Source organism: Sorangium sp. So ce375, assembly GCF_051473855.1.
Taxonomy (GTDB): domain Bacteria; phylum Myxococcota_A; class Polyangia; order Polyangiales; family Polyangiaceae; genus Sorangium.
The window spans coordinates 11,785,515-11,807,588 of record NZ_CP150335.1 but is presented as its reverse complement, the minus strand read 5'-3'; the positions used below and the strand labels follow the sequence as shown (position 1 = coordinate 11,807,588).

At 73.2% G+C, this 22,074-nt stretch carries 18 protein-coding genes; 12 read left to right on the top strand and 6 right to left on the bottom strand.

What is annotated here, in order from left to right; translation table 11 throughout:
* Positions 1-47: 47 nt before the first annotated feature.
* The 12 genes from WME90_RS43910 (at position 48) to WME90_RS43855 (ending at position 13,542) form a co-directional block, all read left to right on the top strand.
* Entirely contained in the window at positions 48-908 is an 861-nt protein-coding gene (locus tag WME90_RS43910) for a hypothetical protein (protein WP_437278065.1), read from the top strand.
* A 172-nt stretch (positions 909-1,080) separates the two neighbouring features.
* Positions 1,081-1,578: a DUF2505 domain-containing protein gene (locus WME90_RS43905; RefSeq protein WP_437278064.1), complete on the top strand. Its 498-nt coding sequence runs from the start codon at positions 1,081-1,083 to the stop codon at positions 1,576-1,578.
* Positions 1,575-4,316, top strand: a complete 2,742-nt coding sequence (gene sppA / locus WME90_RS43900; protein WP_437278063.1) for a signal peptide peptidase SppA — start codon at positions 1,575-1,577, stop codon at positions 4,314-4,316. Before WME90_RS43905 ends, sppA begins: the two co-directional genes overlap by 4 nt.
* 4 nt (positions 4,317-4,320) lie before the next feature.
* The gene (locus WME90_RS43895; RefSeq protein ID WP_437278062.1) at positions 4,321-5,319 is read left to right on the top strand and encodes an ABC transporter ATP-binding protein; all 999 of its coding nucleotides are present in this window, start codon (positions 4,321-4,323) and stop codon (positions 5,317-5,319) included.
* 30 nt (positions 5,320-5,349) lie between these two features.
* Positions 5,350-6,003 carry a hypothetical protein gene (locus WME90_RS43890; RefSeq protein WP_437278061.1) on the top strand — a complete coding sequence of 218 codons (654 nt, stop codon included), beginning with the start codon at positions 5,350-5,352 and terminating at the stop codon, positions 6,001-6,003.
* Positions 5,996-7,159: a glutamate 5-kinase gene (proB, locus tag WME90_RS43885; protein ID WP_437278060.1), complete on the top strand. Its 1,164-nt coding sequence runs from the start codon at positions 5,996-5,998 to the stop codon at positions 7,157-7,159. The genes WME90_RS43890 and proB overlap by 8 nt, the downstream gene beginning before the upstream one ends.
* A gap of 222 nt (positions 7,160-7,381) precedes the next feature.
* Positions 7,382-7,909 (top strand): hypothetical protein, encoded by a 528-nt coding sequence (locus tag WME90_RS43880; protein WP_437278059.1) that lies wholly within the window; start codon positions 7,382-7,384, stop codon positions 7,907-7,909.
* 279 nt (positions 7,910-8,188) lie between these two features.
* Positions 8,189-9,076 carry a trypsin-like serine peptidase gene (locus WME90_RS43875; protein ID WP_437278058.1) on the top strand — a complete coding sequence of 296 codons (888 nt, stop codon included), beginning with the start codon at positions 8,189-8,191 and terminating at the stop codon, positions 9,074-9,076.
* A 72-nt stretch (positions 9,077-9,148) separates the two neighbouring features.
* Positions 9,149-9,787, top strand: a complete 639-nt coding sequence (gene lepB, locus WME90_RS43870; protein WP_437278057.1) for a signal peptidase I — start codon at positions 9,149-9,151, stop codon at positions 9,785-9,787.
* A gap of 227 nt (positions 9,788-10,014) precedes the next feature.
* Positions 10,015-11,076, top strand: a complete 1,062-nt coding sequence (locus WME90_RS43865; RefSeq protein ID WP_437278056.1) for an FHA domain-containing protein — start codon at positions 10,015-10,017, stop codon at positions 11,074-11,076.
* Positions 11,077-11,107: 31 nt separating this feature from the next.
* Complete coding sequence (locus WME90_RS43860; protein WP_437278055.1) at positions 11,108-12,964, top strand: DUF2169 family type VI secretion system accessory protein; 1,857 nt, start codon at positions 11,108-11,110, stop codon at positions 12,962-12,964.
* Positions 12,965-12,990: 26 nt separating this feature from the next.
* Positions 12,991-13,542 carry a DUF3540 domain-containing protein gene (locus tag WME90_RS43855; RefSeq protein WP_437278054.1) on the top strand — a complete coding sequence of 184 codons (552 nt, stop codon included), beginning with the start codon at positions 12,991-12,993 and terminating at the stop codon, positions 13,540-13,542.
* Between the two features lie 59 nt (positions 13,543-13,601).
* Here the strand turns inward: WME90_RS43855 and WME90_RS43850 are convergent, their stop codons facing one another.
* The 6 genes from WME90_RS43850 to WME90_RS43825 all read right to left on the bottom strand — a co-directional run bounded on the left by WME90_RS43850 (position 13,602) and on the right by WME90_RS43825 (position 22,023).
* Positions 13,602-14,369 (bottom strand): hypothetical protein, encoded by a 768-nt coding sequence (locus WME90_RS43850; protein ID WP_437278053.1) that lies wholly within the window; start codon positions 14,367-14,369, stop codon positions 13,602-13,604.
* Positions 14,370-14,732: 363 nt separating this feature from the next.
* The gene (locus tag WME90_RS43845; protein WP_437278052.1) at positions 14,733-15,890 is read right to left on the bottom strand and encodes a hypothetical protein; all 1,158 of its coding nucleotides are present in this window, start codon (positions 15,888-15,890) and stop codon (positions 14,733-14,735) included.
* A gap of 4 nt (positions 15,891-15,894) precedes the next feature.
* Entirely contained in the window at positions 15,895-16,827 is a 933-nt protein-coding gene (locus WME90_RS43840) for a S41 family peptidase (RefSeq protein WP_437278051.1), read from the bottom strand.
* A gap of 23 nt (positions 16,828-16,850) precedes the next feature.
* Complete coding sequence (locus tag WME90_RS43835) at positions 16,851-18,590, bottom strand: pentapeptide repeat-containing protein (RefSeq protein WP_437278050.1); 1,740 nt, start codon at positions 18,588-18,590, stop codon at positions 16,851-16,853.
* A complete protein-coding gene (locus tag WME90_RS43830) occupies positions 18,587-20,824 on the bottom strand; it encodes a DUF2169 family type VI secretion system accessory protein (protein WP_437278049.1) in 2,238 nt (745 codons plus the stop codon). Before WME90_RS43830 ends, WME90_RS43835 begins: the two co-directional genes overlap by 4 nt.
* Positions 20,824-22,023 carry a hypothetical protein gene (locus WME90_RS43825; protein ID WP_437278048.1) on the bottom strand — a complete coding sequence of 400 codons (1,200 nt, stop codon included), beginning with the start codon at positions 22,021-22,023 and terminating at the stop codon, positions 20,824-20,826. Before WME90_RS43825 ends, WME90_RS43830 begins: the two co-directional genes overlap by 1 nt.
* Positions 22,024-22,074: the final 51 nt, after the last annotated feature.

Genomic DNA, 22,074 nt, shown 5'->3' with positions numbered 1-22,074 from the left:
CTCGATAAGCGACCATCCTCCGGTACCTCTCAACCAGGAGGGAGCTCATGCCCCCGACACGCACCGTGAAGAACACGCCCGACTCCACGTCTCGCAAACCCAGGTCGTCCAGCGGGACGCCGGCCGCGAAGACGAAGCGCCCAGCCGCAAAGACCCACGACCCCACCACCGACGAGGCGCTCCTCGCGCTCGATCCGGGCTATGCGTCCCCGCCCGATATCCCCCTGAGCGTCGCCGAGCGCGAGCTCGCCTCGCTCTCGCGCCTCGCGGGCGCTGAGCAGGCGCGCCTCGCGAAGATCGGTGTCACCGCCGACAAGGTGGATCTCCTCGCGCGCTTCGCGCGGCGGCTCGGCGCGATCGAGAAGGCGTGGCAGAAGGCGCGCGGCGCCGTGAAGCTCACGTCCGCGCAGCGGAGGCTCCGCGACGAGGCCGAGGCGCTCGATGCGAAGCTCCTGGCCGGCGGCCGCTGGGGCTGCCGCAACGACGACGCCGCCCAGGCGGAGCTCTCGCGCATCGCCGACGGCTCCGGCCTGGCCGACACCATCCAGGACCTGCGCGATCTCGTCGATTTCTGGGCTGACCACGAGGGCGCACTCGGGGTGACCGATATAACGAGCAAGGATCTCTCGAGGGCCAGCGCGCTCGCCGACGCCCTCGAGGACGCCGCCGCCAACGAGGCCTCGGACGCGAGCGCCGCGCAGGCGCTGGAGCTCCGCAACCGCGCGTTCTGGGCCGCGGACGAGCTCGCCAGGGAGATCCGCGAAGGCGGCCGCTATGCCTTCCGCGATCAGCCCAAGCTCGCAGCGAAGTTCGTCTCCCGCTATCGGGCGAGCGTGAAGCGGCGCTCCCACCGAAAAGTGACGGCCGCCGCGCCCGTCGCCGTCCCGGAGCCCGCCCCGGACGCATAACCGGCCCCCGCGCTCGATCCTCCCACGCCCGCGCCCGATCCTCCCACGCCCGCGCTCGATCCTCCCACGCCCGCGCTCGATCCTCCCACGCCCGCGCTCGATCCTCCCACGCCCGCGCTCGATCCTCCCGCCCTCGCGCCTGGTCCTCGAAGCGGGCGTGTTACAAGGCCGCGTGCACTTCACCATCGCCCACGAGCTCGACGCGCCCCTCGACGCCGTGGAGCTCGCCGTGCTCTCGCCGGATCTCGGGCCGCGGCTCGCCACGCGGGTCGCGTCCCTCGAGAGCGTCGTGACCGTCGAGCACGCGCTCCGCGACGGGGAGCTCCTCCGCGTCCTGCGCTTCCAGGCGAGCGCGCCGCTGCCGATCTTCCGGAGCTACCCCGTCGCGAAGGACGCGATGTCCTGGGAGGAGCGCTCGACTTACCGCCTCTCGGACCACGCCTCCACGTGGCAGGTCAGCCCGAAGGAACAGTGGCGCAGCTACTTCCGCTCCGCGGGGACGTACCGGCTCGAGCGCCTGCCGCAGGGCCGCACCCGGCGCCGCGTCGAGGGTGACATCGAGATCCGGCTGCATTTGCTCGGCCCGCTCGTCGAGCGCCTCGCCCTCGCCGAGGTCCAGCGGACGTACGACGCGGAAGCGGATACGCTCCGGGAGCTCATCCGCGCATGAACAACCTACACCGCCCCGAAAGCCTCGCCCGCTCCCCGCGTCCCGCCCGGCTGGGGCGGCTCGCCAGCATCGCTCACCCCGCCGGCGCCGCTCGCCCCGCCGGCATCGCTCGCCCCGCCAGCGTCGCTCGCTCGGCCAGCGTCGCTCGCGCGAGCGGCGTCGCTCGCCCCGCCAGCGTCGCCGCCGCGCTCCTCGGCCTCTGCGTACTCGCCGGCGCGACCGCCGCGCACGCCGCGCCGACCGACGGCCCCTCGCAACCGCTCCCCGATCCCGGCAAGGCCGTCGCCAGCAGCGACGACACCTCGGCCATCGCGCTGAACCCCGCGAACCTCTCCTTCCTGCCAGGCACGGAGCTCCGGTGGACGTGGGTCAACACGGGCTCCGCCTCGCCGCTGCCCGCGCGCGGCCACTCGATCTCGCTCGGCGCGCCGCTCTGGTTCGTGTCGACAGGCCTGCGCTTCGACTTCCTCGACCCGCCCGACGCCGCGCCGGCGCCGTTCGACAGCCCGTCGCGCTGGGTCCGCTGGGGGCTCGCCCTCGACACCGGCCCGTCCTTCGCCTTCGGCACGACGCTCGGCTGGGGCAGCTCCGACACGCCTGCGCTCGACGGGTACTTCTCGCTCACGAGCGGCATCACCCTCCGGCCCGCCACCTGGCTCTCGCTCTCGGCCGTCGCGCGCGACTGGAACCGCCCCGAGAACCGCCTCCGCGAGGCCATCGAGCGCAGCTACGACTTCGGCATCGCCGTGCGGCCCGTCAGCGGCAGGCGCGCGCTCGAGATCGGGCTCGAGACCTCCTACGTCGAGAACAGCGATCCCGACGAGAGCGGCGCCTGGACGCCTCGGGCGACCCTCGGCCTGCGCGTGCCCTACGTGGGCACGCTCCGGGGCGACGTGGCGCTGCGCGACCTCACGGAGCGCGGCGGCCCGCAGATCGCCGCCATGGCCGGCCTCGACGTCAACGTCGACGAGGTGCAGGTCTCCGCCGGCGGCGTCTTCGGCAACGCCATCACGAAGAGCGGCACCGGCTTCTACGCCGGCGTCGCGCTCCGCAGCTTCTCCGAGCCGGGCGTCCAGCTGCCGGCCCGCGTCGTCCGCGTCCGCCTCGACTCGACCCCGGGCGTCCGCAGGCACACGCGGCTCCTCCAGCAGCTCTGGCGCCTCGCCGAGGACCCGGAGGTCTCGGGCGTCGCGCTCGTGCTCCGCGCGGAGCCCGCCAGCTCGCTCGCCCACGCCGAGGAGGTCTCCGACGCGATCCGCAACCTGAGGAGCCACGGCAAGAAGGTCCTCTGCCACCTCGAGGACGCCGGTGGGCGCGCGCTCCACGTGTGCTCGAGCGCCGACGCCATCGCCATGAACCCCGCGGGCGGGCTGCGCTTCTCCGGCATCTCGTCGAGCTACTTCTACTTCGGCGGCCTCCTGAAGAAGCTCGGCGTGCAGGCCGACATCGTCCGCATCGGCGCGCACAAGCTCGCCGCCGAGCAGTTCGCGCGCGAGACCAGCACGCGGGTCGGCAAGGAAGACCACCAGGCGCTGCTCGATCAGCTCAACGACGCCTTCCTGGCCGAGGTGAGCGCCGGGCGCCGCATCCCCGCCCCGGAGCTCGAGCGCCGGCTCGCGCGCGGGCCGTTCCTGGCGCAGGAGGCGCGGAAGAGCGGCCTCGTCGACCTGCTCGCCTACGACGACGAGCTCGGCCGCGCCGTCGACGAGGTGATGGGGCGCGCCTCCCGCGTCGTCGACGACAGCCCGAGCGACGAGGCGCCCGAGCGCTGGGGCCACGCGCCCAAGCTCGCGCTCGTCTACCTCGACGGCGACATGATCGACGGCGAGAGCCGGTCGATCCCGTTCGTCGGCGTCAAGCTCGCCGGCTCGTACACGGTCGCGGGCGCGCTGCGCCGCGCGCGGGAAGACGCGAGCGTCCGCGCCGTCGTGCTCCGGGTCGAGACGGGCGGCGGCTCGACGCTCGCCGCGGACGTCATCCTCCGCGAGGCGATCCTCACGGCGCGCGTGAAGCCGCTCATCGTCTCGATGGGCTCGTCGGCCGCGAGCGGCGGCTACTACGCGTCCCTGGCCGGCGCCCCGATCTTCGCGAGCCGCTCGTCGATCACCGGATCCATCGGCGTCTTCTACGGGAAGGTCGACGTCACGGGGCTCCTGCAGAAGCTCGGCGTCAACATCGAGACGTTCCGCTCGACGCCGCGCGCCGACGCCGAGTCGATCTACAGGCCGTACACAGACGACGAGCGCGAGCAGCTCGGCATCAAGGTGAAGCAGTTCTACGATCGGTTCGTCGCCCGCATCGTCGAGAACCGGCACATGAAGGCCGAGGAGGTCGACGCGCTCGGGCGCGGGCAGGTGTGGACCGGGGGCCAGGCCGTCGAGCGCCGGCTCATCGATCGCATCGGCGGGCTCCGGCAGGCGATCGCCGAGGCGCGCCGGATGGGGCAGCTGCCCGACGACGCGCCCGTCCTGTCGCTCCCCGAGGAGGACACGTCGCTCCTCGGCTACGCCCTCAGCCTCGTCGGCTTCTCGGCGCAGGCCCAGGGCGAGCTCGCGAAGGCGTCGATCCCGCCCGTGATGCTCGACGCCGCGCGCGCCCTCACGCCGTTCTTCGTGTTCGGCGCGGACAGGCCGCTCGCGCGCAGCGAGTTCGCCGGGGAGATCTCGTTCGGCGCCCCCGCCACGGCCCGCGAGGACGAGCGCGAAGGGCCCGCGTGGCCCGCGTCGAAGGACCGCTGAGCCGATGGAGCAGGCCGAGCCCGCGTCGCCGAGGACCGCCGATCCCGCGGAGCACGCCGCGCCCGCGGCGCCGCCGCTGCTCGACGCCCGCGCGGCGCGCATCGCGGTGGACGACGTTGTCGCCGTCGAGGCGCTCACCGCGGCGACGCGCGGCGATCGCGTGCTCTGCGCCGGCGACGGGGGCGCGCTCTTCGCGGCGATCACGGGCATCCCGCTCTCGGCCCTCCGCGGGCAGGCGCAGGCAGGCGCGGGCGACGACGCGAGCGACGCGGCGCCCGGCGAGGCGCGCGTCGTCGCCGGGCGCCTCGAGATCGCCGGCCGCGACGTCGCGCGCTCCGCGCACCGCGCGGCGAGCGGGGCGGCGCCGCTCGATCCGCCGCTGCCGCTCGCCTGGACCGTGGACGCCTACGTCGGCTGGGGCGCGCGGCTCGCGGGGGCCTCCTCGCGCGCGGCCGCCGAGATGGTGGCCCCCGCCCTGGCCCGGGTCGGCCTCGCGGCCTTCCGGAAGCGCGCGCTGAGCACGCTCGCGCTGCCCGAGCGCCGCGCGCTCGTCCTCGCCCAGGCGATCGTGACCTCGCCCGCCGTGCTGATCGCCGAGGATCCGCTCGTCGGCCTCGACGGCGCCGCGGCCGCCTTCGTCCTGGCCGCGCTCGCGGGCGCCACCGACGGCCGCGGCGCGCTGCTCACGGCGGCGCGGCTCGACGTCGATGGCCCGCGGGGCGGTCTGGTCCGCGGCGCCACCGATGTCCTCGTGCTCACCGGCGGCGAGCTCGCCTTCTCGGGCACGTTCGCGGACATCGCCGCCGGGAGCCGCCTCTACGCCATCACCGTCCGCACGAACGCGGAGCTCCTCCGCGAGGAGCTCGCCGCCCGGGGGATCGCGCTGCGGGGCGGGCCTGCGCGCTTCGCCGCCGCGCTGCCCGAGGGCGCGACCACCCGCGACGTCGTCCTCGCCGCGACGCGCTGCCGCGCCGCGATCGTCGAGCTCACCCCCCTCTTCTGACCCGCCGGCCGCCGTAGTACCGTGCGCCCGATGTCATCCGAACCCGCCGCGAACAAGCCGACCGCCGCTCAGGTCACCCCGGGCGGCCCGCCTCCCGGAGGTCGACTCGCCGTGCTCACCGCCTTCGCGGTGGGCGCCTCGTGGATCCCGGTCCCGGTGCTCCCCGCGCGGATGCTGCTGCGCATCCGCGGCGCCATCGTGCAGGACACGGTCGCCCGCCACGGCCTCAGCCTCACCACCGACGCGCGCGCGCTCCTCGTCGAGCCCGGATCGGAGCAGACCACGCTCCGCAAGGCCGCGCAGCTCGTCACGAAGGAGGTCCTCCGGCGGCTCAACCCGGCCCTGGCGCTCGCCGCGGCCGCGCGCGGCCTGGAGGTCTACGCGCTCGGCCACCTCCTCGACCGCTACATCACGCGCTTCCGCCGGACCAGCGCCGTGCGCGTCCACGCCGACGAGGCGCGCTGGGTCCGCGACGCCGTCGATCGCGCCGTGCGCCGCGCGCTGTCCCCCTCCCTCCAGGCGAGCTTCACCGTCCTGCCGAGCGGCACCGAGGACCTGCGCGACGAGTTCACGCGCTGGATCGACGCCTTCCTTCTCGCGGGCGCCTCCGTCCCGGAGTACATCGAGCGCCGCCTCGACGCGGCGTTCGACGAGATCGCCGCCGCCGGCCTCCCCCATGACTGAACCCGAGGACCGCACCGCCGCGAAGGGCGCCGCCGCGGGCCGCCCCGCGGCCGACGCCGCGCCGGAGCTCGATCCGCAGGGCGCGCGCGCCGCGCTCCGGCGCTGCCGCCGCATCATCGTCAAGATCGGCTCGAAGAGCCTCTCCGGCGACGCCTGGGACCGGCTCGCCGCCGAGGTGGCCGCGCTCCGCGCCCGCTCCGGCCGGAGCCTCGTCATCGTGTCGAGCGGCGCCATCGCCCTCGGCGTGGCGAAGCTCGGGCTGAAGTCGCGCCCGAAGGACATGGCGTGGCTCCAGGCCGCCGCCGCCGCGGGCCAGAGCGTGCTGATGCAGCGCTACGAGGAGGCCTTCGGCAAGGTCGGCCTGCTCGTCGCGCAGGTGCTCCTCACGCACGCCGATCTCGCGGATCGCACGCGCACAAACAACGCAAGGAACGCCCTGGCCGCGCTGCTCGAGGCGGGCGCCATCCCGATCATCAACGAGAACGACGCCGTCGCGGTCGAGGAGATCAAGTTCGGCGACAACGACCAGCTCGCGGCGATGGTGACCCCGCTCTGCGAGGCCGATCTCCTCATCCTCCTCTCGGACGTCGAGGGCCTTCTCGACGGCGACGGGCGCCGGGTCCCCTTCGTGCGCAGCGTCGCCCGCGAGGCGCGGCACCTCGCCGGGGCGTCGACCTCCGGCGTCGGCACCGGCGGCATGGCCAGCAAGGTGGAGGCCGCCCGGCGCGCCACGTTCGCGGGCTCGCACGTGGTCATCGGCGCCGCCCGCGAGCCGGGCATCATCACGCGCATCGTCTCGGGCGAGGACGTCGGCACCCTCTTCGCCGCCGTGCCGCAGCGGCTCAGCGCGCGAAAGCACTGGATCGCGTACACGCTGCGCCCGCGCGGCGCCATCCTCGTCGACCGCGGCGCCGCCGAGGCGATCGGCTCGAAGAACCGGAGCATCCTCGCGGTCGGCGTCCTCGGCGTGCGCGGCACCTTCCTCCCCGGCGACGCCGTGGCCGTCGTCGACCCGGACGGCACCGAGATCGCGCGCGGGCTCGCGCGGATGTCCGCCAGCGACGCCGCGCGCACCGCGCGGAAGAAGCGCGAAGAAGCCGGCGACGACGACGTCGTCGTCCACCGCGACGACCTGGTGGTGCTCCCGAGCGAGTAGCCCCGCAGCCGATGGCCGTCCTGTAGGCGCGCCGACCACACGGCCAACCGCCCGGCCAGCTCCCGCCAGTTACCCAACTGCGCGCCGCTCGCGCTTCGCGGGAACCTCTGCGCCGCCCCGCTGTCGCTTCGTTCACCGCATGTTACCGCACGTGACTGCCCGTCACCGACGGCCGCCGCCGCCGGCGGCCGGCAGCCCCTGCCGGTTCCTGGAGGTCGGGTGATGCGCTTCGGGTTGTTCGTCGCGAACGGCTTGGTTCTCGCGGGGGTCGCCTGGACGATCGGGCTCGGGCCGAGCGTCCGGGCGTCGCAGCTCCTGCCGCCGCGCGCCGCGGCGGGGCTCGACGAGCTCGCGGCGCTCGAGGCCCGCTACGCCGAGGGCAGGACGCCGGCCAGCGTCACCGCCCTCGCCGCGGCGTACCTGGAGCGCGATCAGCCCGGCCTCGCCTCCTCGGCCCTCGACGCGGCACCGAGCGAGGTGCGCGCGCTTCCGGAGGCGGCGCACCTCTCGGCGCGGGCGCTCCTGCGCCGGGGCCGCGTCCGGGACGCCCTTGCCGCGGCCGAGCAAGCGTCGGCGGCGTGCGCGGCCGGCGCCTGCCCCGCGTGGCTCGCGGCGAAGTCCGAGCACCAGCGCGCCTTCCTCGAGCAGCTCGTCGCCGCGGGCGTCGAGGATCCGCAGGTCGACGCGGTCGCCGCCCGCGCCGCTTACGAGCGCAGCGCGAGCCAGGTGCGCCTCGTCGCGGTGCGCTAACGCGTCACGCGGAACGTCGTCGGAAGCAACAGAGGCAACCGAGGCAACCGAGGCAACACAAGCAACAAAGTGTGCGCGCAAGCATCAACGTAAAGCTACAGGGCCACGAGACGCGCGATGCGGATGCGATCGTCGAGGCCATATCCAAGCTTGGAAACCCTGTCGATGTCGAATGACGGTCACCGTCTTATGCCGTAGCCTTTGGCAATGCTCGGCGCGTCCGTACCGGGGGCGCTGTCCGATAAAACAACCGGTTGCGCTTGGGAGGGTCTCCCTCAGGTGGAACAGCCGCAAGCTCGCACGCTGGGCGCCCTGGCGACCGCATCGACAGGGTTGTACCGACGCGGCGCCGCCGTAGCGGCCGCGCTCGCCCTCGCCCTCGCCGTCGCCGCGGGCTGCGCGCCGCCGATCACCAACGCGGGGCTGCCGATCCCCGCGGCGAAGCCGGGCATGGAGCAGCGCGAGGTCGGGCTGCGGCCGCCGTTCGAGCTGGCGACGAACGAGGACGCGATCGTCCGGATCGTCACCGACGTGACGTGCACGGGGACGCTGATCACCGAGGATCTGGTGCTCACCGCGCACCACTGCGTCGCGTCGCGGGACGACAACGGCAGGACGCTGCGGCGCGATCAGGACCCCGAGGCGATCTCGGTCGAGCTCGGGGGCGATCACCTGCCGTGGGGCGACGTGAAGGTCCGCGCGGTGGTGTCGCCGGACTGCGGGTACACGTCGGGCGAGGGCGACATCGCGATCCTCGTGCTGTCGCGTCGCCTCATCGGGATCCCGACGCTCCCGCCGCGGATCGAGGCCGAGCCGGTGTCCAAGGAGCAGGTGACGCCCTACGGCTTCGGCCGCTGCGCGCTCTCGCGCGACCCGATCCACCTCGTGCCGCGGCTGGGCGGCACGATCGACGCCGTGAACCCGGGGCACTTCGTCGCGACCGCCTCGATCTGCCCCGGCGACTCGGGGGGGCCCGCGCGCAGCGATCGGGGGGGCGACGTCGTCGGCGTCATCTCGTCGAGCGTGATGGACGGCGACGAGCACACGACCGGGACCTCGTACTTCAGCCGCCTCGACGTGTGGCCCGAGCTCTTCTCCGCCGCCCGCGAGATCGCGGCGGGCGCGAGCCCGAGCGAGCTGCCGCCGTACCGGGGGTGCCTGCGTTGACGGCGCCGCGGCGACGGGCAACCTCGCTTGCCCGTCGCCCGCGGCCAGAGCTGCGCTAGGCTGCGCCGCTGCATGCGGAAGCTGTTCAACGGGCTGCTCTGGATCGTCGGAACCCTGCTGGTGCTCGGCGTCGTGCTCCGCGCGCTGGTCCTCGACGTCTGGGTGGTGCCGAACGACCCGATGCTCGGCGCCTCGATCGCGCCCAGCCTCGCCCCGGGCGACGCGGTCGTCGTGCTGACGCGGGGCACCCCCGGCTTCGGCGAGCTGGTGCGGTGCCCGGATCCCGAGGCCCCCGGCAGCCACATCGTCGGCCGGATCGCGGGCGTGCCGGGCGACACGGTCGACGTCGACCACACCTCTCTCGTCGTGAACGGGCAGCGCTACGACGCCGAGACGGCGTGCGCCGAGCCCAAGGTGAGCATCACCGACCCGGCCACGGGCAACCCGGTGCAGCTCTCGTGCGAGATGGTGATGATGGGCCCCGGCCTCCACGCCCGGGCGACGGGGCGCAGGCCTCCGCTCGAGCGCCGCCACCACGTCGAGGTGCAGCCCGACACGGTCTTCCTCCTGAGCGACAACCGGAGCTACCACGACGACTCGCGCGACTTCGGCCTGCAGCCGCGCGCCGCGTGCAACCAGCGGATCGTCTTCCGGCTCTGGGGCGGCGCCGGCTGGAGCGACGACCGGCGCCGCTTCACCTTCGTGCGCTGAGCAGGGCCGGCCGTCGACCCGGCCGGCGTCACCTCGAGCTTGACCCCTCCGCTCATCGACGTCTAGAACCGTGTCTCTCTCCACCCGGGTCGGGGACCCCGCGCGAGCAGCGGCCCGGGTTCCCCGTCCTGGCTCGCTTCATCGGTCGGAGGTCCGCCACGGCGGCCTTCCACTGGCGCGGGTCGGAGAACCGCGATCCGCGGTCCTCCAATGCACCGAGGAGACGTTTGCACACCGAGCAGCACGAGATTGGCATCGTCTGTGGCCAGTGCGACCTGTGGAGCCCGATGGGCACCGCGCGTTGCCCTGAGTGCGCGAACGACTTGGCCCTGTTCACGCCGCAGCGCCGGGCGAGCTCGCCGGCCATCGCGGCCCGGCGCTCCCCGACGCCCGCGGCCGGCAGCGCAGGCGCCCGGCTCGACCCGACGAGCCCGCGCGGTCAGGGCCGGGGCCCCAAGACCACCTCGCCCAAGAGCGAATTCGCCGAACTCTCCCAGGAGGAGCTGATGGAGCAAGCCCGTAACTACGTCTGCCGTTCCTGCTCGAGCGGTGTCCCCTCGGGCCACAAGTTCTGTGGGAGGTGCGGAACGGCGGTCCCGCCCGAGATCCTCAACGCGCAGACGCTGTTCTTCGGGGACATGCAGAACCCGGCGAAGGCGAAGCTGATCCTCATCCGCGGCGAGGGCATGGACGGCCTCTCGTTCCACCTCAAGGCGGAGCAGCACATCGTCGGCCGCAACGGGCAGCTCGTCTTCCCGGACGACCCGTTCGTCTCGCCGAAGCACGCGAACTTCTTCTACCGCGACGGCAAGCTGGTGGTGCGCGACGAGGGCTCGCTGAACGGCGTGTACATCCGCGTGCGCGGCACCATCGACATCACGCCGGGCGACACCTTCCTCGCGGGCGAGCAGCTCTTCCGGCTCGATCCGACGCCGCGCGCCTCCGACGGCCAGGATCCGGACGGGACCTACTTCTACTCGTCGCCGAAGCACCCGAGCCCGTTCCGCCTCACGCAGGTGCTCCAGGGCGGCGCGGTCGGCATGACCGTCTGCGCGCGCGGCACCTCGCTGCAGATCGGGCGCGAGGGGGGCGATCTGAACTTCCCCGTCGACCTGTACATGTCGGGCTCGCACTGCCGCCTCGAAGAGCACAACGGCAAGTTCACGCTGACCGATCTCAACAGCCGCAACGGCACCTACGTGCGCATCAAGAGCGAGCGCGAGCTCGCCCACGGCGACTACCTCTTCATCGGCCGCAAGCTCCTGCGCGTCGAGCTCAACACGAACTAGCGCTGGCCCGCGGGCTCGACGCCCCTCGCCCATGACTGCTGCGCGTTCTGCCCTCGACGTCTTCCGCGCCGGCCCGGTCGCGGCGGCCGCGGCGCTGTGGCGCAGCCGCGGCCAGCTCCATGTGACCCTCGTCGCCAAGGCCACGTTCGCGATGGTCCCCGGCGGCGAGGTGCGGCGGATCGAGCCGCTCGAGGTGATCCGGAGCGAGGTCTACACGCGGGGGAACCCGATGAAGCCGCTGCTCGCGGCGAGCGAGCTCGCGCCGTGGCTTCCGCGCGCCGAGGTGGTGCTCACCGGGCACGCGTGGGCGACGGGCGGGGCGCCGGTCCGGCGCATGGCGGTGCGGCTCGCGATCCTGCGCGCGGGGGCGGCGCTCGTGGACAAGCGCCTCGAGGTCGTGGGCGATCGGACGGGCGGCGCGGCGCCTGCGGGCGCGCAGCCCGAGCCGTTCGTGAAGATGCCGATCGAGTACCAGCGCGCCTTCGGCGGCCCCGGTGAGCCGGAGAACCCGCTCGGCGTCGGCGCCGTCATCGACGAGCGCGCGGGCGGCGGCGCGCTTCCCAACCTGCTGCCGCTGGGCGGGGGGCGCGCGCCGGTCGGCCTCGGGCCCATCCCGCCGATCGTGCCGAGCCGGACGCGCCTGCTCCGCGGGCTCGCGCGCGCCGAGCTGGAGGGGATCGCGTCGATCCCGGACGATTTCGACTGGTCGTACTTCCAGTCCGCGCCCGCGGATCAGCGGTTCGATCGGGTGCTCGGCGGCGAGGAGATCGTGCTGGAGGGCCTGAGCCAGCGCCACCCGACGCTGGCGACGCGCCTGCCGGCGCTGCGGGCGCTCGCGACGATCCTCCTGCCGAACGGCGCGGCGCGGTGGCTGCCGCTCGCGGGCGACACGCTGATCGTGCAGCCCGACGCCGAGCGCTGCGCGATCGTGTTCCGCGGGAGCTTCCAGGTGGCCTCGGAGGAGGTGCTCTCGGCGCTGCGCGTCGCGGTGGGCGTGGAGGTGGGGGACGAGCCGGTGCCCTGGCCGGACCTGAGCGAGGCGCCCGCGGGCGCGGCGAGCGCGACGGACGCGGCGGCGGGGGAGAGCGCGAAGCGGACGGACTGGAGCTCCACGGTGCGGCTCGGGGAGGGCGACGTCGTGGATGCGCCGGTGAGCGTCGCGGCCGCGCGAGAGCGGCCGCGCGACGGGGCGCACCCGCTGGAGGGCACGTTCCCGCTCGATGACACGTTGCCGCCGGCGGGGAGCGAGCGAAGGCCGCGCGAGGCGCGCACCGTGCCCCTGCCGCCGCCCGTGAGGGTCCGAGGCCCGGGTCAGGACGATGCGGTGAGCGCGCCGTTTCCGATCGCGCCTGCCGGGGCGCACGGCGAGCGGGAGAGCGGCGAGCGTCCGAGCGCGCCGTGGGCGGCGGGCCGCGCGACGGCGATCCCGGCGATCGCGTCGCCGCTGGAGGGCACGGTCGATCTGACCGAGCCGGAGGCCACACCGGCGCCCGCGCCGGCTGGCCCCGCGCAAGACACCGCGCCTGCGCCTGCGCCCGTGGAGATCGCCGCACCTGCGCCCGCGCAAGCCGCGGCGCCTGCACCTGCGCAAGCCGCCGCGCCTGCACCAATGCACGCTGCCGCGCCTGCCCCTGCGCCCGCGCAAACCGCCGCGCCTGCGTCAACGCACGCCGCCGCGCCTGCACCTGCGCCAACGCACGCCGCCGCGCCAGCGCCGGTCGCCACGCCCGCGCCCCCGCGCGCCCCCGAGCCGCTGCCCGCGCCGGAGCGCGATCCGCAGGTCGAGCGTTCACCCGAGCCGCGCGCGCCGACCCCGTCGCCGTCCGCGTCGAAGCGAGAGCGGCCCAATCTCCTCGGCAGCCTGTACAAGCGCTTTCGCAAGGACTGAGCCGGAGCGAGGATGGAGGGACCACCATGTCGGAGGGAGCCGTGGTTCGGGAGCGCGCCACGTCCGCGCGCGCCGAGGAGTACCTGGGACCGGCGCACGTGCTGGAGGCCCGCGGGCAGGCGGTGGTGGTCGAGCTGCCGGACGGCGAGAGCAGCGAGGCGACGATGGCGCTGGCGCTCCCGTATGCGCCCGCGGTGGGCGACGTGCTCCTCGTGATCGGCCGCGGCGCGCGCCTCTATGTCATCGGCGTCCTGCACGGGACCGGCAAGGTGACGCTCGAGCTCCAGGGCGACGTCGACGTCCGGGCCGCGGGCGGGGCGCTCAGGCTGTCCGGGGACCGGGGAGTGGAGCTCCGGGGGCCGGAGGTGGACCTCTACGGCGACAAGGTGCGGGTGTTCGCAGGGTCGCTGGTGCAGAAGGCGGCGTCGCTCGTCCAGCGCGTGACCGACCTGTTCAGCCTGCACGCGCGCGAGAGCCACACCGTGGTGGACGGGTCGGCGACGACGAAGGCGAAGAGCGCGACCGTGCTGACCGAGGAGACGATGACGATCAACGGGAAGGAGATCCACCTGGGCTAACCCCCCCGAGCTCGGGCCTGGGGTCCTGACACCGGGCGATGGAGAGCCTCTCGTGGCCCTCAGTCGAGGAGTGCCTCGATGTCCTCCGCGAAGTCGTGATTGCCCATCTCCACGAGCCTCTGCTGCAAGATCCGGAGACGGCCCTCGTCCTCGTTCGCCCACAGGGTGCCGATCAGCTCCTTCAGCACACCGACATTGTTGGTCACGGAGCCCAGGTTCCGGTAGTCGAGCTTCATGGCCGCATCGACGTCGAGTCCGGCGCGGTCCCGCTGCCTGAACTTGAGGTCCGGTTCGACCTTGCTCGCGAGGTCCCGCGCGCTCACGGTCGTCTGATCGATGCGCGTGGGCGTGATCGCTCCCTTCGAGATCGTGTAGACGACATGAAAAGTGCAGCCCTTGATCCCGCCGAGGGCGGTGATCGTGATCGTCTGGTGAGGCTCCCGCTCGGCCTCGTACTTCACGTTGCGCGCCTTGTTGCAGTGTAGGCCCTGCTTGATGCTGACGGCGATGTTGTCGCTGTCGAGGTAGTCGAGCAGTTCGGGCATGAACTGGCGCGCCGCGTCCCTCAGCAGCCGTTTCTCCAGCGCCTCCAGCGGAGCGCGATCGCCCTTGTCGAATTTGTCGAAAGCCTGTCGGTACTCGTCGTTCTTCGTGAGCTCGGCTTCACTCTCGCGAATCCAGCGGGTCGCCTCCCTGGCGTAGCCACCGCGACGCTGGGTCGCTTGCTCGGCGCTCGGCGGGCGATCGCGCTCAGCTTCCGAGCTGTTGTAGCTGCCGACGAGCGCCGAATCCATCGCCGCCCGCTGTCCGGGCTCCGAGACGCGCACCGGGGCAGGCTCCGGGACGCGGCGATTTTCCCCGCCGGATTCGAGGTCGGATGCGCGCTCCGTCCCCCGGCCCGATGTGGTGACGGTCGGTGGCTTGCCGTGAGCCGCGGTGGCACGCTGCACGGGATTCGACGCTGTCCTCTTCCTCTTCCGCTTTCGGGGAGGCGAATCAGTCATCCCGGTGGCCTCCCGCCGCCCCCACACGGCGCGGCAGCGCGCTGCGCGCGTCCACGTCAGCGTCCGGCATGAGGCCGCCCCCCCTGCGCCCTCGCGTCGAGCGTGAAGCTCGGATCGGCGGCGACACGCGCGGCGGCGCTGGTCGAGGAGACGATGACGCTCGAACGAAGATCCATCGGGGACGGGCTAGGGGAAAAGGAAGGGGCCGAAGGATATCAGCCCGGATCCGCTCTGTATGGTCCCAGGGATCGGGGTGTAGCCCGTGTGATCCGCGTCATCGCCCTCTCGCCTGTGGACGGTACACTTCGTCGCCTTGATCTGCGCCTCGTCAGGGCGGGCCTCGCCCGAGGCGCCTGCGTCACAGTGGAGGAAATACCCGCCCTTCCGCGCGCGGGAGTGCGTGAACTTGATCACCCGCTGTTCCTTTGTCGCGCCCTCCGCCTTGTCGGTGTAGGTGCTGAGCCAGTCGGTCTCGGGGAGCACGCCGAGCGAGGGGAGGATGTGGACATCGACACCCTCCATATCGGGGTACGCTCCGCTGTCCTCGACGTGCTCATCGTAGAATCGAAGGACGTGGTTCCGCCGATAATCGTTGCACACCTCGGTCGCGAAGGTGAGGCCACGCAACCGGAAGAGCGCCCTCGTGTCCTTCGAGGCGTCGGGGTACAGCGTTCCCCAGGTGAGCCCCTCAATCCTCTCATTGCCGCCCGGCCATCGCTTGCAGTACACGCACTGCAGCTCGCCGCCGTAGAACACGGGGACGACGTTGAATACCTGCGTCTTGGTCCTGAAGTAACATGTCCCGGGGATGATCAGCACCCCGGGGTGCTCCTTGCTGTACTGCGCGATGCGCTTGAATGCGTCCCGGCGCTCCTTATCCGTCAGCGCCCCGCCGTCCTGGTTGGAGAGGAATCCCTCCGGGGCCAGGAGTATCGGCAGCGTCCCGGCGTCGTCGCCTGCGCCGAGCTGGTCGGTGCGGTCGAGGCATTGGCCGAGCAATGCGAGCCTGTCCTTCACAGAGCCTTCGTAATCGTAGGGGTGCGTGAACGGGAGCATCGTCACCCGCGTCTGCGTCGGGCGATCGCCCGCGGCGCCGCACTCGAAGATCGCGGGGCGGGCGTCGTCTCGGTGATACGCGCGCGTCATGGCGCTCCCCGGATCGTCGGCCCGCGCGGGGGGACGCGCGCTGGGGGACCAGAGCTCCGGTCCGCCGTCGCTCATCGCTGGCAGCGAAGCCCCGTGATCATGGCTCGACGCCGTGATGGTCGGAGGATCACCGCCGAATGCGGTCGCCCGCTTCTTGGGATTGCCGCAGCACAGGAGGGCTCTCAGCCAGTTGGGCACGGCATCATCCCTCCCCCGGCCCGACCCCCACGCCCTGCACCTCTGCCCCATCCGGCAGCATCACCCGCACCGCCGTCATCATCCGCGCTCCACGTCCTCCGGCGCAGAGCGCCTGCCCCACTCCCTTTCCGTAAGTCCTCTCCCCCGCGATCGCCGCCCGCCCGTGCGCCCTGAGGCACCCCGCGAACAGCTCCGCCGCCGACGCCGTCCCGCGGTTCACAAGGATCGTCACCGGGACCGCATACGGCTCCTCCTGCCGCGAGCGATAGACCACCTCGTCCCCGTCGCCGTCCGTCACCGTCGCCACGACGCTCCCCGCGGGCAGGAAATCCCCCGCCAGCTCCACGAACGCCCGCAGCTCTCCCCCCGGGTTGTCGCGCACGTCGATCACCAGCTCGCGCATCCCCTCCGCCTCGAGCGCCCGCACCGCCCGGTACACGAGCGCCGGCACGTCGAGCGAGAACACCCGGATCCGGATCACCCCGATCCCATCGGCCAGCAGCGCGTGCGCCACGTTCCCCACGCCCGGGAGCACGTCCTCCGGCGCCGCAGCGCACGTGTAGAACACGTTCACGGCGCTCGGCACGAGCACCGCGCCCACCGCGTTGTTCCCGGCATTTCCGGTCGTGGGGCAAGTGAGGTTGATCCCCGGCAACCCCTCGATGATCACCTTGGAGTTGCCCGCCACATACGCCCCGACATCCATGTAGAGCGGGTGCGCCACCCCGGGCTCCATCCCGAAGGTCATCGGGATGGTCGTGCCGAGGTTCAGCGCGTTCATCATCGATACCTTCACCTTCACCGAGAAATTCACCGCCATCGCGTTGAGCGCGAAGTTGGGATACGGAATCGGCACCACCACCGGCCCAACCGGCGTCAGGCACACGTCCGGAAAACCGATGCTCATCCCGGCGCCGTTGTTGCTCGCAGGCAGCATTCGTCCGCTCCTTCCCCCCGCTGTTATCGCGGCGGCCGCGGGGGCGTGTACGCCTCCGCCTCCAGCCGATCGACGTCCGTCCGGCGCGCGCCGAGCAGCCTCGCGCCGGAGAAGCGCGCGCCCTTGTCGTGGAGGGCGTGCAGGTTGGCGCCGCCGAGATCGGCCTCGCTGAAGTCGGCCTCCTCGACCCGCGCGTGCGACAGATTGGCGCGCTCGAGGCGCGCGGACAGGAAGAGCGCGCCGCGGGCCTCGGCCTGATCGAGCATGGCGTCCCGCAGATCCGCGGCGGCGAGGTTCGCGCGGTCGAGGTCCGCCCGGGTGAACGTGGCGTACCGGAGCATCGCCCGAGAGAGCTTCGCCCCGCGCAGCGAGGCGCCGCCGAAATAGGCGGCCTTCGCCACGACCCCGGGCAGGCTCGCGCCGTCCAGCGCGGCCTCGCGGAGCCTGGCCTGCGTCAGGATCGATCCCTCGAGATCGGCGCCGCGAAGGTTCGCCTTCGAGAAATCGCTGCCCATGAAATCGCAGTCGCGGAGGCTCATCCGCTCGAGGTTCGCCTCCATGAAGGCGCAGCGATGCACCGTGAGGCCGGCGAAGGAGACGGCGCGGAGATCCACGCCGGTGAAGTCGACGCGATCGAAGATCGTCTTGCCGAGCACGGCGCCCTCCAGCGCGGCCCCGCGGAGGAGCGCCTGCTGGAGCACCGCGCGCGTGAGGTTCGCGCGCGAGAGCCGCGCGCGGTCGAGGATGCAGCGGACGAGGCGCGCGGCCGTGAGATCGGCCCCCTCGAGATCGGCCTCGATGAGGATCACCGACTCCAGATCGCGGCCCGAGAGGTCCACGCCGCGGAGGATCGAGCGCGAGAGATCGCAGCCGAGGAGGCTCGCGCCGCGGAGGTCCGCGCCGGTGAGATCGCAGTCCGAGAGGATCGAGCGCTCGAGCCGGGCGCCGCGGAGGCTCGCGCCCCGGAGATCCGCGCCGCGCAGCGAGCAGAGCGAGAGGTCCGCGCCCGTGAGGTCGAGGCCGGAGAGATCCGCGCCCGTGAGGTCCGTCCCGGCGAGGTCCTTGCCCGCGAGCTCGGGCCGGCCGAGCTTTGCCTCGTCGAGGACCACGCCGTGCATCCGCCTCGGGAAACGCGCGCCGCGAAGGTCGGCCCTGACGAAGACCGCGCGATCGAGCTCCGCGCCGTCGAGGTCCGCACCGCCGAGATCGGCCCCCACGAAGGCGCCGGCCTCGACGCGGGCGCGGGCGAGGCGCGCGCGGCGGAGGTTGGCGCGGGTGAAGGAGGCGCGCGTGATACGGGCCTCCGTGAGATCCGCGCCCTCGAGGTTCGCGAGGTCGAGGCGCGAGCCCTCGAGGGTCGCGCCGACGAGCCGCGCGCCGGACCAGTCCGAGCCCACCGCCTCGACCTCGGCGAGCGTCGCGCCGGAGAGATCCGCGCGGGCGAGGCGCTGGTACGAGAGCTTTGCGTGCGCGAGCCTCGCGCCGGGGAGGCGCGCGCCCTCGAGGTTCGAGCCGAGCACGAGCGCGCCGTCGAGCGCGCAGCCCGCGAGGTCCGCGTCGCGGAGGTCGCACTCGACGAAGTGCGCGCCCGAGAGCGCGCTCCCCGCGAGCTGCGCGCCGCGCAGGTTGGTGCGGAGGAACCTGACGCGGCCCAGATCGACGTTCGTGAGATCCCGGCCCGAGAGGTCGAGGCCGTCGATGCGGGCGCCGCGGAGCGGCGCGCCGGCGCGGAGGCGCTCGAGCAGCTCCTCGACGCTCTTCACACGCCCTCCAGGCTGGAGCGCCGCAGGTTCGCCCCCTTGAAGTCGCAGCCGGCGGCGCTCGCGCCCTCGAGGCGGGCGCCGTAGAGGCTGGCCCCGGCGAAGGAGGCGCCGTCGAGGCGCGCCTTGCAGAGGTCGGCGCCGAAGAGGTCGGCCTGCGCGAGATCGGCGCGCTCCAGCGAGGCGCGGTAGAACCGGCTCCCGCGCAGGACGGCGCACGCGAAGCGCGCGCCCCGGGCCGAAGCCCAGGAGAGGTGCGCCCGCGGGAGCGAGGCGTACCGGAGGTCGGCGCCGTCGAGCTTCGCCCGGAGCAGCGCTGCGCCCTCGCCGCGCGCTTCCACGAGCGTCGCGCGCTCGAGATCGGCGTCGGCGAAGCTCGTGCGCGGCAGGGACGCGCCCGTGAGATCCGCGCCCGTCGCGGAGGATCCCGCGCACATGCACCCGATGAGGGCCGCGCCCCGCAAAGAGGCGCGATCGAGCTTCGCCCCCTGGAGCACGGCGCCGTCGAGGTGGAGCTCCTCCCCGTCGATCTCGCGCAGGTCGGCCTCGTCGAGCAGCGCGCCGCGCCCGCGCGCCCTGGCGAGGCGGGCGCGGGCGAGATCGGCGCGCGTGAAGACGGCCTGGTCGAGCGTCGCGCCGCGCAGATCGGCGCCGGCGGCGCGCGCGCCGGTGAGGTTCGCCTGGGAGAGGTCGGCGCCCGAGAGATCGGCGCCCTCGAGGTTCGCCTCGAACAGCACGGCGCGCGAGAGATCCGCGTTCGAGAGGTTCGCGCCCGAGAGGTTCACGCCCGACAGGAGCGCGCCGGAGAGCTTCGCCCCGGAGAGGTCGCGGCCCGAGAGGTCCTGCCCCGAGAGATCCCGCCCCGAGAGGTCGACGCCGGGGCCGGGCTCGGGCGGCGGCGCCGCGGCCTCCCCCGGGAGCCGGTAGCCGGGGACGATCTCGCGGAGGCGGGGATCGCGGAGCAGCTCGTCGAGGCGGTCGACGCCCTGGAGCTCCGTCCCACGCGCGGCCGCGTCCCGCCGGAGCTTCTCGACGCGCGCGACGAGCGCGTCGAGCGCGCCGCCCATCGGGACGCGCGGCGCGCCCGCGGGCGTGGCCGGGAGGTACGCGGCCTGCCGCTGCGCCGGGAGCCGCGCGAGCGCCTGCGCGAGGGTGCGCTCGAGGTCGACGCCCTCGGGGGTGCGCAGGTCCCGAAGCTTCGCGACGAGCTGCCGCACGCGGTCCTGGTCCGGCGCGTGGAGGTCGCCTAGCCGGTCGGCGAGGAGCTTCGATACCGGATCCTCCTCGTCTGCGACGGCGCGCGGCGTCCGCGGCGCGCCGTCGCGGACGAGGTCGTAGGCGTCGCGCATCTCCGGCGGGAGATCCTCGAGGCCGCGCGGATCGCGGGCGAGCTGTGCGAGCTTCTCCCGGTAGTGGTCGAGCGGCAGCGGCGCGGCGTCCAGCGGCTCGGCCGCGATGACGACGGCGCGCACGTCGGCGAGATCGTCCTCGGCCACCTCGGCGTGGCCGCGCCAGGTCAGGGTCACGAGGCCCGCGTCCGGCTCGACGAAGAGGGTGTCGAGGCTCATGCGCGCGTCCTGCACGCGGCCCTGGGCGTCCTCGACGACCGCGCGGATCCGGAGGCCCGGCAGGCGGAACGACGCGGTCTGCGCGGCGGGGTGGAGGCTCAGGAGCGTGACCTCCTCGTCGCCGCGCAGGTGGCCGGCGAGGCGCTGATCCGGCGGGGCGGCCTGGAAATAGGCCCAGTCGAAGTCCTCGGCGTACCAGGGAGCGCGCGTCTTCCGGTACGAGGGGCCGTACTCGTTGCCGAGCATCCGGCGGTGCTCGGGCGAATCCGGGTGGATCGGCCCGAAGGGCGCGGGCACCTGGCGGCCCTCGCGCGGCGCCGGGACGAGCAGCGATTTCGACCAGCTCCCGACCGCGAACCCCACGGGGTGCTCGCGCTGCGGATCGCCGGGAGGCGGGTGGCACGCGCCGCGGAGCAGGAGATCCGCGGCCGGCTTCCAGTCGGCGAAATCGCCGGGGTACGTACACTCACCGTCGCGCTCGCCGTCGCCTCCCTCGAAGGTCGCGGCGGTCAGCGCCCCCTGCGCGAGCTGGCCCTCGAGCGGCGCGAGCGGCTCGCCCAGGCGGAGCGAGAAGCGGCCGCGGACGACGAGGACCACCTCGGGCTGCGGCGGCCTCCGCGAGCAGACCTTGGCGCCGAAGGGGAAGGGCGTGAGGTTCCGGATCTGCATCAGAACAGGTTGATGACGCCGGACATCAGGTTGTATGCCCCGGTGCTCACCGACTCGGCCGACGAGACGCTCGAGCAGATGTTCTTCACGTTGGTGCGGAACTGGGAGAGCTCCTGCCGGTTTGTCAGGTTGAGCTCGGCCTTGGGGCCCATGTTGATCGAGACCCCCGCCGTGAGCGAGACCTCGAGCAGGGCCGCGATCGTCAGCTCGACAAGGCCGCCGATCGTGACCTCCTCGGTGGCGCCGACGGTGATCGACGCCGTGTTGCCGACGGTGACGTCGCTGATATTGCCGACGGTCACCGACTGGACCTCGCCGATGGTGGTGTCCGAGACGAGCGAGGCGGTCGTCGTGCTGGACACGGTGCTCGCCGTGGTCTCGTCGCTGATCGACGTCGCGTTCGTGGTGCTGGAGATGGTCTGCGCGGTGGTCTCGTCGCTGATCGAGATCGCGTTCGTCTTGCTGGCGATCTGCCCGGCCCAGGTCTCGTCGGAGATCAGCGGCACCGGGCAGGCCGCTGAGCCGGTGTACGACTCGATCCGCTGCGCCCAGGTGGAGCTCAGGCAGGTGGGGTTCGGTCGCTCGGCCGTGGGGGCCTCGGAGCCGGTGATGCTTGTTTGCTTGTTGCCGTAGAATCGATCGAACGTGTCGCCGTGATAGGTGGTGTCGACGTCGCCCTTCTCGGTCTTCTCGGTGACCTTCCAGGTGCCGTTGTAGTTCTGGACCCATTCGATCGTGGTGGCGGCGGTCCAGAGATCGGTGGCGTCCTGGATATGGCCGCCGGAGACGTCCCAGCCGGCGGTGTCCTCCTGCCGGCCGAGGACGAGCATGCGGTAATTGCCCCTGATGACCTCGACCTTGTCGCCGCGCGTGGTGGTGATGCGGTTGCCGTCGGAGTGGTCGCGCCAGCCACCCTTTGTGTGGAGCTTCGCGGTCTCGGCCTGCCGCTCGGCCTCGGGGATGAACGCGGGGCAGCCGTCGCGCTTGCGGGTGTCGTCGATGAACTCGGTGACCCGGGAGGCGAGGTCCTCGCCGGTCGCCCTCGGCGCGTTCGGGTTGGCGGCGAGGCTCGGGTCCTTGACCGCGCCGAGGCGCAGATACGAGCCCATCGCCTCGGCCTCGGACGCTGCATCGTTGAAATTGGGGACCTCGATGAGGAGGTATTTCCCGTTGATCCCCTCACCCTCGCGCGTACCCATGTGTGCCTCCGCGTCAGGTACAGTACCAGGCGAGCCGCGGAGGAGGCGCGA

What these genes read in the sequence shown, in the direction of transcription:
- WME90_RS43910 (WP_437278065.1), top strand. Translation starts at nt 48, where the DNA reads ATGCCCCCGACACGCACCGTGAAGAACACGCCCGACTCCACGTCTCGC.
- sppA (WP_437278063.1), top strand. Translation starts at nt 1,575, where the DNA reads ATGAACAACCTACACCGCCCCGAAAGCCTCGCCCGCTCCCCGCGTCCC.
- WME90_RS43895 (WP_437278062.1), top strand. Translation starts at nt 4,321, where the DNA reads ATGGAGCAGGCCGAGCCCGCGTCGCCGAGGACCGCCGATCCCGCGGAG.
- WME90_RS43890 (WP_437278061.1), top strand. Translation starts at nt 5,350, where the DNA reads ATGTCATCCGAACCCGCCGCGAACAAGCCGACCGCCGCTCAGGTCACC.
- proB (WP_437278060.1), top strand. Translation starts at nt 5,996, where the DNA reads ATGACTGAACCCGAGGACCGCACCGCCGCGAAGGGCGCCGCCGCGGGC.
- WME90_RS43880 (WP_437278059.1), top strand. Translation starts at nt 7,382, where the DNA reads ATGCGCTTCGGGTTGTTCGTCGCGAACGGCTTGGTTCTCGCGGGGGTC.
- lepB (WP_437278057.1), top strand. Translation starts at nt 9,149, where the DNA reads ATGCGGAAGCTGTTCAACGGGCTGCTCTGGATCGTCGGAACCCTGCTG.
- WME90_RS43860 (WP_437278055.1), top strand. Translation starts at nt 11,108, where the DNA reads ATGACTGCTGCGCGTTCTGCCCTCGACGTCTTCCGCGCCGGCCCGGTC.
- WME90_RS43855 (WP_437278054.1), top strand. Translation starts at nt 12,991, where the DNA reads ATGTCGGAGGGAGCCGTGGTTCGGGAGCGCGCCACGTCCGCGCGCGCC.
- WME90_RS43840 (WP_437278051.1), bottom strand. Translation starts at nt 16,827, where the DNA reads ATGCTGCCTGCGAGCAACAACGGCGCCGGGATGAGCATCGGTTTTCCG.
- WME90_RS43830 (WP_437278049.1), bottom strand. Translation starts at nt 20,824, where the DNA reads ATGCAGATCCGGAACCTCACGCCCTTCCCCTTCGGCGCCAAGGTCTGC.
- WME90_RS43825 (WP_437278048.1), bottom strand. Translation starts at nt 22,023, where the DNA reads ATGGGTACGCGCGAGGGTGAGGGGATCAACGGGAAATACCTCCTCATC.